Below are 14017 nucleotides of genomic sequence, written 5' to 3' on the forward strand. Positions count from 1 at the left end.
ACACGAATGGGAAGTTCAATAGTTTTAAAGTTACTTAACGTTACTCAATATTATAGAAATAGAAAAAATAGTAAGTGGTATCTACCATTTGGTTATGCTGCTGAAGATATCGAATTAAACAATATTTCTCTACATATATATCAAGGTGAAGCACTTGCGATTATTGGTGAACCTGGCTCTTCTAAAACATTAATTGGAAGAATTATGGCTGGAGATATTAAACCTGATAGAGGAAAAGTAGTAAAATCTGCGTCGACATATTATGGAGATATTAAAGATAAGCATTTAATTAATATTGACGTGAAGAATTATGTGTCAAAAGTACAAGAATTATTTACATATCAAACTTCATCTCATAGTGTAGAACAAATTATTAAATACGCTCATTTAGATGAAAAATCAGAAATTAAAGTGAATAAATTAAGTCATTCTGAGTTCGCTCAATTAATATTAAGTATTGCACGTGTGAGTCGTGCTGAAATAATTATACTTAATCACATAATTGAGCATCTTGATGACGCATTTTTAGAAAAAGCTAAACAGCTTTATAAAGATTATGTAGAAGAAAATCAATCATTAGTATTTATAGATAATGAAATCTCAAAAGTTGAAAAAGTAAGTAACTATGTTGCATGGATATCTCATGGCCAACTTCGAATGGAAGGGTCTTTAAATCAAGTTTTGCCTGTTTTTAGAGAACATGAAAATGATAGATTAAGTATAGACGACAAAGAAAATCAACAAAGTTTTGACTTAGATTGGAAAGAGAGTCGGAGTCATTTACCAGAAATGAGCTATAACTTTAAACGTGTAGAACGTTATAAACATGCAAAAGTACCTGATTTTGTAGTTAAATTTTGGACAATCATGCTTACAAGCATTTTTGCACTCATATTATTAGGTGCTCTATTAGTCTTTAATATAGGTTCGCTAGAAGTCCCAGTGATTGAAGCTCAAAAAAAAGTTCAAAATCAAGACCCTTTTGATAATAAACTAGCTTACGGAATCGTTATGGATAACTCAATTACTCTAAATGGAACATCTAATATCAAAGTGCCGAAATATACATTTTTAACAATTACAGGTGAAAATTCTAAAAAGTACCGTATAACTAGTGATGATAAAGAGTATGAAGTCGGTAAAAGTAAATTACAATATTTTAATCCTGCAGCACTTTATGAATCACATTCATTTAAATCTTTATCACCGTACATGAAATCAAATTATAGTAATTATGTAGATTATTTTAATAGCCAATTACATAAGAAACATAGTCAAGTTAAAAAGAGTCTTGTACCAGATAATGATTCAAGATATGTTGTCTCAATTACACAACAACCTATTGATATGTTATTTAATGATCAAAATAAATTAACAGGATTTGTATTCCCAATTGTAAATAAAGATGAATTAAAAGATAAATATAATATTAAGCAAGATTTATGGATTGTGAAGTCGGGAAATGGCTATTTGATTGCAAATATGAAAAACAGTAAATGGATATATATTGAATTGTAGGTGTAAAAATGATTGATAATATATTGTTATATGTAAAGCTTTTACCATCACTTATCAAATATACTAAACAACGGATTAAAGATACTTGGAAATGGTTTGCCATCTTGTTTGGAGTACAACTTATCATATTAGCACTATCAGTAGGGGTAGTATCATTTTCAGAAATTGAAGATGTTGTTAAAGCAAGATGGTTATATAAGTTAAGTGCATTGGTCACGTTCATTACGATAATTGCCACTATTTATAAATCTTATATAGAATATAGTCAAGATTACTTAGTAACTAAAGCGTTTCAGTCTTCGCCAATCATCACTACAATTGCAAATGCGATTATTGGAAGTATAATCATTACTATTTTAACTATGATTATATCGCTGTTTAAACCTATTAATTTCGAAACATCTATATTAGCAACATTATTTTTCACATTAATGATTATATTATTTATGATATTTATTTCAGTCATGGTTGGCTTATTGAATATTATAAGTTCCAAAGTAACAAAAATTTATTTTATAATTAGTTTTATATGTTTTTTCCTATTACCAATTATTTATATTCCAGCAGCAAAAGATAATATTTTAGGTCAATTGTTGAAGCTCAACCCAGTATATTATATTGTTGATGGATCAGCTAGTTCTACTATATATGGTATGGTAAATTTATATAACATTACTTATCATATTTACTTTATTGTATTTTTAGTAATTATAGGAACAACGAACTTTATGATTATGAGATATGTAGCACATACAAAATATAAGTATTCATCTATTTCTAGTAATGAAAAGCATTAATTAAGTAAATCATAAATAAATAGTTATAAAAGTGCATCCCCAAAGTTATACTCAGCATTTAACTTTTAAGGATGCACTTTTTAATATACACGTTAATTAAAATTATATACTAGGTAAAATCTCTCATAAAAAAAGACAATTTCTATTTTGTTTTCAACAGAAATTGTCTATGCGTACTATAGTTATTTTCAATAATTATGAATATAATTTTTTTTGTAGTTTTTCTTCGCTAAACACCCAACCTATATATGAATAATCGATGTGCTTTTCATTATCGACGTGAGCGATGGCGGTAAAAGTGTAATGCCCTTTATTTAAATAGCGTAAATCAACAAGGCGTACTTCCGTAGTGTCGTCATCTAGCTTCCGTGTTTGCCAACGATAAATTGATGAGAAATTTAAAAATGTTCTTATATCTGGATTACTTTTGATTTGCCAAAGTAATGTATCAGGCGAAAACTTCTGACGTTTCACTTTATCGCTAAACACAACATTACGGCCGTAAGCACGTCCAACGTAATCATGCTCTTCAGTTTGAATAGCTACGCGCCATTCCATAAATTTCATAGTTGGTGCTACAAATACTTTAACTGGATGGTGTTGTTCTTTGATTTGTTTGAGTGCTTGCTTTTTAATGATGGCTTGCATTTGAAAACGAACAATATAATAAATTATTAGTATACCTACAATAGGGAAGAATACTAAGAATGGGTGAACACCTAATAACCATATAACGATACCAATACATAGTAATCCAAATATAATTGGATCAAAAGTATTAATGACACTCAATTGTATCCATTTATTAGTAATTGGACGTAACGCTTGCGTACCGTATGAATTGAATATATCAACAAATACATGTAAGAAAACAGCAAGTTGAGCCCATAACCATATATGCGTAGTATCAACACCAGGGAATATGACATATATAATAAATGAAATCAAAATAGGCCATAAAACTGTAAAAGGTATTGAATGTGTAATACCACGATGATGGGAGATATATGTTGCGTTATTTTTTAATTTTAAAACAGTATCACCATCTGGGATTAAAGAACCAGCGATTAATGTTGTTGCGGTGGCTGCCATCGTATTAGCCATCACAGGATCTTGCGTAGCTAATGCGGTTAGCCCGACTCCCATAGCAATATGTGTGGCTGTATCCATATAAGTTCACTCTTTTCATATTTATTTAATATATATTATAATCTAAAAATTGGATTAACAAAATTAAGACACTTGTTAAATGATAAAATAATTTAGTATACGCTTGTAAATTATTTTAGTTTTTAATTTTAGAAAGGGAATTACAATGTTAACAGTTCATTCTTTTAAAGAAAATTTAGTTACTTGGTTTGAAAAAAATCAAAGAGAAATGCCTTGGCGTGAAACTAGCAATCCTTATTATATATGGCTTAGTGAAGTCATGTTGCAACAAACACAAGTTAAAACCGTAATAGATTATTATCATAGATTTATCAATCGTTTCCCTTCAATTGAAGACTTAAGTAGTGCAGATGAAGATGAAGTTCTCAAATATTGGGAAGGATTAGGATATTATAGTCGTGCACGAAATTTCCATACTGCGATTAAAGAGGTAGATACACAATATGGTGGTATTGTACCTTCGTCTCCAGAGCAATTTGGGAAATTAAAGGGAGTAGGCCCCTATACTCAAGCTGCTGTAATGAGTATTGCCTTTAATTATCCTTTAGCAACTGTTGATGGTAATGTCTTTAGAGTGTGGAGTAGGATTAATAATGATGATAGAGATATAAAATTGCAATCTACTCGAAAAGCTTATGAACAAGAATTACTTCCATATGTTCAAGAAAATGCTGGTACATTTAACCAGTCAATGATGGAACTTGGTGCATTGATTTGCACACCTAAAAACCCACTATGTCTATTTTGCCCAGTTCAGGAGAATTGTGAAGCTTTTAAAGAAGGAACAGTATTAGACCTGCCTGTAAAAACAAAAACGACTAAGAAAAAAACAATTAAACAAAATGTCTTTCTAATTAGAAATAAAGCGGGTCATTATTTAATTGAAAAAAGACAAGAAAGACTCTTAAATGGTATGTGGCAATTTCCTATGTTTGAAGAACCAAATGCCTTTAAACAATTGCAAAATAAATTAGATAAGACATTAAACTGTGTTGAGGAAAGTGTCTTTCATTTAAAACATCAATTCACGCACATGACATGGGATATACAAGTATATAGTATAATTGATGAAATTGATTTAGAAGAGAACGAACTAAAGGAAAATAGTTTGGCATGGTTAGACTTAAACCATCGAGATGACTACACAATGCCTGTTTCAATGGATAAGATTTATAGATTTATAAATGGTTAAACTTGAATGATATTGAAATAAAGTGGGTATAATTTATTTGAATAGAAAACCATTCATCTTTAAAGACTTAGTAAAAATTATGCTATAATTTATGATGTGAAAATATTAAAAGGTGGTGTGGAGTATGGTTAAAGAATCCATACCTAAAGAAGGCGAAAATATAAAAATTCAAAGTTACAAACATGATGGTAACATTCATAGAGTATGGTCGGAAACCACTATATTAAAAGGTACGGATCACGTTATTATTGGTGGCAATGATCATACGTTAGTTACTGAGAGTGATGGACGTACTTGGATTACAAGAGAGCCTGCAATTGTTTATTTCCATTCAGAATATTGGTTCAATGTCATCTGTATGTTTAGAGAAGATGGAATTTATTATTATTGTAATTTATCATCTCCATTTGTTTGTGATGAAGAAGCCCTTAAGTACATTGATTATGATTTAGATATTAAAGTTTATCCTAATGGTAAATATCATTTATTAGATGAGGATGAGTATGAGCAACATATGAATCAAATGAATTATCCACATGATATAGATGTTATTTTACGTCGTAATGTTGATATTTTACAACAATGGATTGAGCAAAAGAAAGGTCCATTTGCGCCTGATTTTATTAAAGTTTGGAAAGAAAGATATAAAAAGATTCGTAATTACTAAGCATAAAAGATGTAATTGCTACATATTTGTTTTATAGTACTTGAGTGATAATAAACAGAGGTTGAAATTACTTTTTTACAAATAAGTCATTTTGTAGAATAAGTATTCAACCTCTATTAATTTTCAGAAAAAGAAAAGCGCATAGGGGGGAAGTAAATGATACGGCGATATTTAGAATTCGTTAAACCATACAAATATCGTATTATTGCAACAATTATCATCGGGATAATAAAATTCGGCATACCCATGTTAATTCCTTTATTAATTAAGTATGCAATAGATGGTGTCATTAATAATGGTGTTTTAAACACTAATGAGAAATTCCAACATCTTACTGTTGCTATAGGTATTGCTTTATTTATCTTTGTAATAGTTAGACCGCCAATTGAGTATTTACGCCAATATTTAGCACAATGGACAAGTAATAAAATATTATATGATATTCGTAAACAGTTATATAATCATTTGCAGGCGTTAAGTGCTAGATTCTATGCAAATAACCAAGTTGGACAGGTTATTTCAAGAGTGATAAACGATGTTGAACAAACAAAAGATTTTATACTAACAGGATTGATGAATATATGGTTAGACTGTATTACAATAGTTATTGCACTAAGTATTATGTTCTTCTTAGATGTTAAATTAACACTTGCAGCTATATTTATCTTTCCATTTTATATATTAACTGTTTATTTCTTCTTTGGTCGTTTAAGACAATTAACCCGTACACGTTCACAAGCTTTGGCTGAAGTACAAGGATTTTTACACGAACGTGTTCAAGGAATGTCAGTTATTAAAAGTTTTGCGATTGAAGATAATGAAGCTAAAAATTTTGATCATAAGAATAAGCATTTCTTAAAAAGAGCATTTCAACATACATCATGGAACGCGTATTCATTTGCAGCAATTAATACTGTTACTGACTTGGGTCCAATCATTGTAATTGGTGTTGGTGCATACCTATCAATTAATGGGTCTATTACTGTTGGGACACTAGCAGCATTTGTTGGATATTTAGAACAATTATTTGGTCCATTAAGAAGATTAGTAGCTTCATTTACAACGTTAACTCAAAGTTTTGCCTCTATGGATAGGGTATTCCAATTAATAGATGAAGACTATGACATTAAAAATGGCGTTGGCGCACAACCAATTGAAATTAAACAAGGGCATATTGAATTGAAAGATGTCAGTTTTAAATATAATTCAAATGAAAACACCATTCTTAAAAATATTAATTTGAATATCAATAAAGGTGATACAGTAGCTTTTGTAGGAATGAGTGGTGGCGGAAAATCAACATTAATTAATTTAATTCCTCGTTTTTATGATGTTACAGAAGGGGAAATCTTAATCGATGGCCATAACATTAAAGACTTCTTGACTGGTAGTTTAAGAAATCAAATTGGTTTAGTACAACAAGACAATATCTTATTTTCTGATACGGTTCGAGAAAATATTTTACTAGGACGTCCAGATGCAAGTGAAGAAGAAATAATTGAAGCGGCTAAAATGGCCAACGCGCATGACTTCATAATGAATTTAAAAGATGGTTATGATACAGAAGTTGGGGAACGTGGTGTTAAATTATCGGGTGGTCAAAAACAACGACTATCAATAGCACGTATTTTCTTAAATAATCCACCTATATTAATCCTAGATGAAGCAACATCTGCACTTGATTTAGAAAGTGAAGCTATTATTCAAGATGCGTTAGATGTTTTAAGTAAAGATAGAACAACGCTTATAGTTGCACATAGACTTTCAACAATTACACATGCAGATAAAATTATTGTGATGCAAAATGGTGAAATTGTTGAATCAGGTACCCATCAAGAGCTTATCGCTAAAAAAGGTGCTTATGAACACCTTTACAGTATTCAAAACCTTTAATAACAATAACAATTTAAATAAGAGTCCGGGACATAAAGTTCTTGGATAAGTGAATAAAAGACAATTTCTATTGAAATAATATAGAAATTGTCTTTTTTATAAATTTTTTGATTATTTTCAGCTCGTTGAGCTACTACTTTTCTTATATTAAGTGCCATTAATACAAAACCAAGTTCTCTTTTGACTTTATTGAGTCCTCGGACAGACATCCGAGTGAAACCCAAAATAGCCTTCATAAATCCAAAAACAGGTTCCACATCAATTTTTCTTTGACTGTAGATATTTTTTGTTTTTGGTTCTGAAAGCTTTTTGTTAATTTGGGATTTAAAATATTCCCAGTTATAATTCTTCATTATTTTTTTGTTTGTTTTTGAATTGAAGTTCATACATTGATTTTTCAGAGGACATTCTGAACAATCGTCACATTCATATAATTTGAAGTCTCGCTTGTAACCATACTTATCATGACGATAGGCATATCTTTTAAAACCTAGCCGTTTATTATTCGGACAAATGAATTCGTCATTAATTTCGTCATAGTCCCAATTTTGAGTATTAAAGATGTCACTTTTATATTTTTTAGTTTTATCTTTTATAAACATTCCATATGTTATGAGTGGCGTTCGATTAAAGTCATCTATAATTGCCATATAATTTGATTCACTACCATAACCTGCATCAGCTACAATATATTCAGGTAAATGACCGTAGGTCTCTTGAATTGAATTTAAAAATGGAATCATCGTTCTAGTATCCGTTGGATTTTGATACACATTATAAGATAAAACAAATTGGGAATTTGTCGCTATTTGTAAATTATACCCTGGCTTAAGTTGTCCATTTTTCATGTGATCTTCTTTCATTCTCATAAATGTCGCATCATGATCTGTCTTAGAATAACTATTTCTATCCTTTAAAATAGATTTTTGAAATTCGTATCGATACTTTCGCTCAGAATAATCATTGATTTGCTTTTTGTATTTTTTGATTTTAGTTCTTTTGAGACGTATTTGTTTTCTTGTTTTAGTACATTTTTCATTGTTGATATGTTGGTTTAAATCTTCGATTTCTTTATCTAAATGACTACCAATCAAATCTATTTCTTCTTTTGTTAATTCATTATCATGATCTTCTTTGATTTCCGGTATGATTTTATTGGTTACCAATTCATGGTAGAGGGCTTTAGAATCCTCATTCATCTTTGATTCATGGTTTTGAATACTCTTTTTCCATACAAATGTATATCGATTGGAATTTGCTTCAATTTTTGTACCATCAATAAAAATAGCTTTATCATCTATAAGATTTTGTTTTATACACTGACTGTAAAATTGAATAAATAAAGATTCTAATAAAGCATCTACTTTTGGATTTACTCTAAATCGATTAATTGTTTTATAAGAAGGTTTTTGATTTTGTGATAGCCACATCATTCGGATGCTATCATTAAGCATTTTTTCTATTTTACGACCTGAGAATACAGATTGTGTGTAGGCATATAGAATCACTTTTAACATCATTTTAGGATGGTACGAAGTTGCACCACGGTGATGTCTGAATTCGTCGAATTCATTGTCAGGAATTGTTTCAACAATATCATTTACATGTCGTGAAATATCATTTGTGGGGATAAGAACTGAAGTTTCCATTGGTAGAGTAAGTTGAGTCATGTTATAATTTTTATACATAAGGCACCTCGTTAATTTAGTTTAGTGATGTTTATTAAATTATACGAAAGTGCTTTATTTTTTTAAAGTATTACAATGTAAAATTACATATAAATACAAAGTATTTTGGCGAGACTCTTGAGGGAACAGGACAAGCTGAAGACTACAGGCTGAAGCTGTCCCCTAAGAAAGCGAGCCAACAATACGGAGTATTGTAAATAAAGAAGCCAGTAAATGAATTTGTTAAAACTCATTTACTGGCTATTTCTCTAGGAATTATGTCCCAGACTCTTGTTTTTATAGGTCAAAATCTTCATCTGCGATATCAATATCTGTATCATTACGATGATATGTGAAGAAACTTAATCTTAGACGATCAAGATGTTCCAAGAAATAACGATATTCTTCTATGGCCGCAATGATTTGCATAATATTAGCGTATGAATATTCAACTTGGTATGGATTTTGAATTAATTGTTGTTGAAAAGCATCCATGAGATCCTTTTTTTGTGGATTTTTAATTTGATTATCAAAATGTTCAACATTATAACGTGCTTTTTTAGATAAGCTTTTAAGAATTTGTTCATGATAAGCAATTAATGAGTCTAATTCCAATTTAATCTGGAAAATTAAATTATGATTCAAGTTATGCAAATCATTTTGATATCTTGCCATACGATTTAGTACCTCATATGCCTGTCTAGTTGTACCTACAACTTCTTTAAACAATATTTTCTTTCTATTTTGTTGAAAAGCAGCTTTGCGTGTTAGTGCTTTTTCTTCATGATAATAATTAAATATTTGTTCCAGTTTTGAAATACGTGATTCAATCTGTTCACCATCTTCTTTAATCTGATGATAGTCAGAAGCGTCATTTAATACAAGTTTGAACCATATAAATATATCAGAAGTGATATTAACTGAATTATAATATATTTTTGTTTCAAATTTGGGAGGTAAGAATATTAAATTTACCACTGAAGCACTTACAACTCCTATCATGACTAATATAAATCTGAAAGCAGCTGCGACATAAAATGAACCAGTGTGTTGTCCCATGATTATAAGTGCAGTAACTCCAGCTAAAGTAGCAACATGAGCTAAATTTAACTTGTATAAAATAGCGATTAATAAAATGACAGTTACACCCATTATTACTATGTTTTTACCAAATATAGTAACCATAATTACAGCAAGAATAGCACCAATGACGTTACCAGACGCTTGTTCAGAAATTGTTTTAATAGAACGGTAAATATTAGGTTGCATAGCAACAATGGCACTAATACCTGCAACTGATTTTAAACCGACATTATCAGGTAAGAAAGAAGCTATGAACAAAGCAAGGATAATAGCAATACCAGTTTTAAGTATACGAGCTCCCAGCCTCAACGATAACGCTCCTTTAAAGTATATTTTTAAGAAATAATATTTTAATTCAGTATACACTTGAAGACGTAATCTATACAAGTTTTTACGATGAAGAAAGAAAAAACCTACTAAATTGTTACTCAGTCATATTGAATAACAATTTAGTAGGATCTAATTATTTAATATTATTTCATTTGACTAAAAGCATAATCAGCAGCTTCAAGTGTTTGATCAATATCTTCTTCTGTGTGTTCAGTAGTTAAGAACCATGCCTCAAATTTTGATGGGGCTAAGTTAATTCCTTGATGTAACATTAATTTGAAGAATTTAGCAAATGCTTCTCCATCAGAATTTTCAACTTGTTCGTAATGCGTAATTTTTTCATTTGTAAAATAAAGGGTAAGTGAACCATACACGCGGTTAATAGTTGCAGTGATATCATGTTTTTCAATAAGTTTAAGTAAGCCATCTTCTAATCTTTTTCCAAGTTTATCTAATTTATCATAGACGCCTTCTTGTTCTAGAACTTCTAAAAGTGCGATACCCGCTCTCATTGAAAGAGGATTACCTGCCATCGTACCAGCTTGATATGCAGGTCCTAATGGGGCAACGTGCTCCATGATATCTTGACGGCCACCGTAACCACCGATTGGAAGACCACCGCCAATTATTTTTCCGAATGCCGTTAAGTCTGGATATACATTTAATAAATCTTGAGCAGCACCATAATGGAAGCGGAATGCAGTGATAACTTCGTCATAAATCACTAATGCACCATAATCATGTGTGATTTTATTTACTTCTTCTAAAAACCCGGGTTGAGGTTCTACCATCCCAAAGTTGCCGACAATTGGTTCTACTAATACTGCGGCTACTTCATCGCCCCAATGTTCCATAGCTTCTTTATATGAATCAATATCATTAAATGGCACGGTAATTACTTCTTTTGCAACACTTTCAGGGACGCCTGCTGAATCTGGAGAACCAAGTTGTGAAGGACCACTACCTGCAGCAACTAATACTAGGTCATAGTGACCATGGTATGATCCAGCAAACTTAATGATTTTATTGCGCTTTGTATAAGCACGTGCAACTCGAATTGTAGTCATTACAGCTTCAGTACCTGAGTTTACAAATCTAATCTTTTCAAGTGAAGGGATAGCTTCACGCAATTTCTTACTAAATTCGATTTCTAATTCAGTAGGAGTACCATATAATACCCCTTTAGCTGCCTGATCTTGTATAGCTTCAGTAATATGTGGATGAGCATGTCCTGTAATAATTGGACCATAAGCTTGTAAATAATCAATAAATTTATTACCGTCTACATCATATAGATAAGCACCGTGACCTTCACGCATAACTACTGGCGCACCACCACCAACTGCTTTGTATGAACGAGAAGGAGAGTTAACTCCACCTAATATATATTCATTCGATAATTCTTGGAGACGTTCACTTTCTGTGAATTTCATTAAGTATCAACCTCTCTTATTTTAATAATGTTCATCACTATCGTATCATATAACTAACAATATTAAGAAATAGGTGAGATTATGTTAAGTAAAGGCGATAAGTTTCCAGAATTTAATTTAGAAAATCAAAACGGTGAAATGGTTACCAATGAAACAATAAAAGGAAATAAAGCGATACTTTATTTTTACCCACGTGATAATACGCCAACATGTACAACAGAAGCTTGTGATTTTAGGGATAATATAGAGTTATTTAATGATTTGAATGTAACGATTTATGGAATAAGCGGTGACTCTAAGAAAAAGCATCAAAATTTTATATCAAAACATGCACTTAACTTCGATTTATTAGTAGATGATGAATTTATGCTTTCTGATAGAGTAGGTGCTTATCAATTAAAAAAATCGTTTGGCAAAGAAAGTATGGGAATTGTACGTACTACGTTTGTAATTGATGAAGAAGGATATATTATTGATGTTATTGAAAAAGTAAAAGTTAAAACTCAAATAGAGAAACTAAAACAAATTTTGGGGTGAATCATGATGAAAGTTGCTAGCTTAAAAAGATTAGGTGATATGGAACGCGAAATGGTTGAGAAATTTCCAGAGGTAGATTTTTCTTTTTTCAAAAGAGCAAGTGACATACCTGAAGAAGTCAAAAAAGAAATAGATGTACTAATAGGATATGATGGTGAATTAAACCAAACATTTATTGAAGCTTGCCCGAATTTAAAATGGATTGCATGGTATGCAACAGGTGTAAATAGTCTACCATTAGATTATATAAAAGAGAGAAATATTATCTTGACTAATAGTAGAGGCGTCCAAGCGAAACAATTATCTGAATTCATTCTTGCATTTATCTTAGATGATTATAAAAAAATGAGAATATCATACCTAAATCAATATAATCATAAATATGATTCTAGATTAACTGGCAAGCGTTTGAATAATGAAAAGGTTCTATTCTTAGGTACAGGTGCACTAGCACAACATACTGTTAAACTATTACAGCCATTTGACACAGAAATTATCGGAATTAGTAAATCTGGAACGCAAAAAGAAGGATTTCATCAAATTTATAAGATTGATGAACTTGAAAAAGTTTTAAATGAAGCAGATATAGTTATTAATACGTTACCTGAAACAGAAGAGACCTTTCATTTGCTAACAGAAGAACATTTCAGAGTGATGAAAGATGATAGCCTATTTATTAATGTAGGAAGAGGCACGATTGTTAAAGAAGAAATTATTTTAAAAGTACTGAAAAATAAAATAATACGCCATGCATATTTAGACGTGTTTGAAAATGAACCATTACAAGCTGATAATCCACTATATAACCTTTCGAATATAACGATTACAGCACATATCACTGGGAACGATAATCATATCAAAAAAGATGCCACTAAAATCTTTACAAGAAATTTAGATAATTTTCTCAATAAGAACAGTGTAAATGAGAATCTAGTTGATTTAGACAAGGGATATTAAAGGAATAATAGCGTACTTATTGACATTCAACTTTCGAAACAGTTATATTAATATAAAGTAATAATAATTATTAACTAGAAAGATGGTGAACACAATGAGTGCGGAATTAGAATCAATAGAACACGAACTTGAAGAATCAATAATTGCATTAAGAAAAGCTGGTGTACGTATTACGCCACAAAGACAAGCAATTATTCGTTTTCTAATCACATCTCATTCACATCCAACAGCGGATGAAATTTATCAAGCACTTTCACCTGATTTTCCAAATATAAGTGTTGCAACCATTTACAATAATTTAAGAGTTTTTAAAAACATAGGAATCGTTAAAGAACTAACATATGGAGATGCTTCAAGTCGATTTGACTTTAATACACATAATCATTACCACGTCATATGTGAAAAGTGTGGTAAGATTGTTGATTTTCATTATCCACAATTAGATGAAGTTGAACAGCTTGCTCAACATATAACAGAGTTCGATGTAACACATCACCGTATGGAAATATATGGTATTTGCAAAGAATGTAAAGATAAAGAACAATAAGATTTTATCCAGCTAAAATAATTAAATACTAATCGATAAGTCAGTAGATTATTTTCCAAAGATCTACTGACTTATTTTAATGGTGTAACGTTTGCTAAAATAAATTATAGCAAGGTTTGCATAAAGTTATCTTTAAGGTGAAATTGATTGATTAAGTTTACAATAATGAGCAATTTACATGTATTTAATTAGTTTTAAAGTGTTAAAAGAAGAAATAATATATAAA

12 protein-coding genes are annotated in these 14017 nt (G+C 30.5%); 8 read left to right on the forward strand and 4 right to left on the reverse strand.

Features of this window, described 5'->3' with window-relative positions; translation table 11 throughout:
- The first annotated feature begins 6 nt into the window (after nt 1–6).
- A complete protein-coding gene (locus HYI43_05105; protein ID UDI77951.1) occupies nt 7–1518 on the forward strand; it encodes an ABC transporter ATP-binding protein in 1512 nt (503 codons plus the stop codon).
- 8 nt (nt 1519–1526) lie between these two features.
- Entirely contained in the window at nt 1527–2315 is a 789-nt protein-coding gene (locus tag HYI43_05110) for a teichoic acid transporter (GenBank protein ID UDI77952.1), read from the forward strand.
- Between the two features lie 195 nt (nt 2316–2510).
- Here HYI43_05110 and HYI43_05115 read toward each other — a convergent pair whose 3' ends face one another.
- Nucleotides 2511–3485 carry a metal-dependent hydrolase gene (locus HYI43_05115; GenBank protein ID UDI77953.1) on the reverse strand — a complete coding sequence of 325 codons (975 nt, stop codon included), beginning with the start codon at nt 3483–3485 and terminating at the stop codon, nt 2511–2513.
- A gap of 145 nt (nt 3486–3630) precedes the next feature.
- On the opposite strand from HYI43_05115, the gene mutY reads away from it, so the two are divergent.
- The 3 genes from mutY (at nt 3631) to HYI43_05130 (ending at nt 7237) form a co-directional block, all read left to right on the forward strand.
- Nucleotides 3631–4677, forward strand: coding sequence for an A/G-specific adenine glycosylase (gene mutY / locus HYI43_05120; protein UDI77954.1), 1047 nt, complete (start codon nt 3631–3633; stop codon nt 4675–4677).
- 124 nt (nt 4678–4801) lie between these two features.
- Nucleotides 4802–5344, forward strand: a complete 543-nt coding sequence (locus HYI43_05125) for a DUF402 domain-containing protein (GenBank protein UDI77955.1) — start codon at nt 4802–4804, stop codon at nt 5342–5344.
- A gap of 156 nt (nt 5345–5500) precedes the next feature.
- Complete coding sequence (locus HYI43_05130) at nt 5501–7237, forward strand: ABC transporter ATP-binding protein (GenBank protein UDI77956.1); 1737 nt, start codon at nt 5501–5503, stop codon at nt 7235–7237.
- Here HYI43_05130 and HYI43_05135 read toward each other — a convergent pair.
- From HYI43_05135 to HYI43_05145, 3 genes are all read right to left on the reverse strand, one after another.
- Nucleotides 7234–8925, reverse strand: a complete 1692-nt coding sequence (locus HYI43_05135) for an IS1182 family transposase (GenBank protein UDI77957.1) — start codon at nt 8923–8925, stop codon at nt 7234–7236. The genes HYI43_05130 and HYI43_05135 overlap by 4 nt on opposite strands.
- Before the next feature lie 276 nt (nt 8926–9201).
- Nucleotides 9202–10296, reverse strand: a complete 1095-nt coding sequence (locus HYI43_05140; protein ID UDI77958.1) for an aromatic acid exporter family protein — start codon at nt 10294–10296, stop codon at nt 9202–9204.
- A gap of 164 nt (nt 10297–10460) precedes the next feature.
- Complete coding sequence (locus tag HYI43_05145; GenBank protein ID UDI77959.1) at nt 10461–11750, reverse strand: glutamate-1-semialdehyde 2,1-aminomutase; 1290 nt, start codon at nt 11748–11750, stop codon at nt 10461–10463.
- Nucleotides 11751–11831: 81 nt separating this feature from the next.
- On the opposite strand from HYI43_05145, the gene HYI43_05150 reads away from it, so the two are divergent.
- From HYI43_05150 to perR, 3 genes are all read left to right on the forward strand, one after another.
- Nucleotides 11832–12287 (forward strand): peroxiredoxin, encoded by a 456-nt coding sequence (locus HYI43_05150; GenBank protein ID UDI77960.1) that lies wholly within the window; start codon nt 11832–11834, stop codon nt 12285–12287.
- Nucleotides 12288–12293: 6 nt separating this feature from the next.
- A complete protein-coding gene (locus tag HYI43_05155) occupies nt 12294–13244 on the forward strand; it encodes a hydroxyacid dehydrogenase (protein UDI79273.1) in 951 nt (316 codons plus the stop codon).
- 94 nt (nt 13245–13338) lie between these two features.
- Nucleotides 13339–13791 (forward strand): peroxide-responsive transcriptional repressor PerR, encoded by a 453-nt coding sequence (perR, locus tag HYI43_05160; GenBank protein UDI77961.1) that lies wholly within the window; start codon nt 13339–13341, stop codon nt 13789–13791.
- The last annotated feature ends 226 nt before the right edge of the window (nt 13792–14017 follow it).

The sequence above is a fragment of the Staphylococcus taiwanensis genome, assembly GCA_020544305.1.
In the GTDB taxonomy this organism is placed as follows: Bacteria; Bacillota; Bacilli; order Staphylococcales; family Staphylococcaceae; genus Staphylococcus; species Staphylococcus taiwanensis.

What these genes read in the sequence shown, in the direction of transcription:
- HYI43_05110 (UDI77952.1), top strand. Translation starts at nt 1,527, where the DNA reads ATGATTGATAATATATTGTTATATGTAAAGCTTTTACCATCACTTATC.
- HYI43_05155 (UDI79273.1), top strand. Translation starts at nt 12,294, where the DNA reads ATGAAAGTTGCTAGCTTAAAAAGATTAGGTGATATGGAACGCGAAATG.
- mutY (UDI77954.1), top strand. Translation starts at nt 3,631, where the DNA reads ATGTTAACAGTTCATTCTTTTAAAGAAAATTTAGTTACTTGGTTTGAA.
- HYI43_05115 (UDI77953.1), bottom strand. Translation starts at nt 3,485, where the DNA reads ATGGATACAGCCACACATATTGCTATGGGAGTCGGGCTAACCGCATTA.
- perR (UDI77961.1), top strand. Translation starts at nt 13,339, where the DNA reads ATGAGTGCGGAATTAGAATCAATAGAACACGAACTTGAAGAATCAATA.
- HYI43_05145 (UDI77959.1), bottom strand. Translation starts at nt 11,750, where the DNA reads ATGAAATTCACAGAAAGTGAACGTCTCCAAGAATTATCGAATGAATAT.
- HYI43_05105 (UDI77951.1), top strand. Translation starts at nt 7, where the DNA reads ATGGGAAGTTCAATAGTTTTAAAGTTACTTAACGTTACTCAATATTAT.
- HYI43_05150 (UDI77960.1), top strand. Translation starts at nt 11,832, where the DNA reads ATGTTAAGTAAAGGCGATAAGTTTCCAGAATTTAATTTAGAAAATCAA.
- HYI43_05135 (UDI77957.1), bottom strand. Translation starts at nt 8,925, where the DNA reads ATGTATAAAAATTATAACATGACTCAACTTACTCTACCAATGGAAACT.
- HYI43_05125 (UDI77955.1), top strand. Translation starts at nt 4,802, where the DNA reads ATGGTTAAAGAATCCATACCTAAAGAAGGCGAAAATATAAAAATTCAA.
- HYI43_05130 (UDI77956.1), top strand. Translation starts at nt 5,501, where the DNA reads ATGATACGGCGATATTTAGAATTCGTTAAACCATACAAATATCGTATT.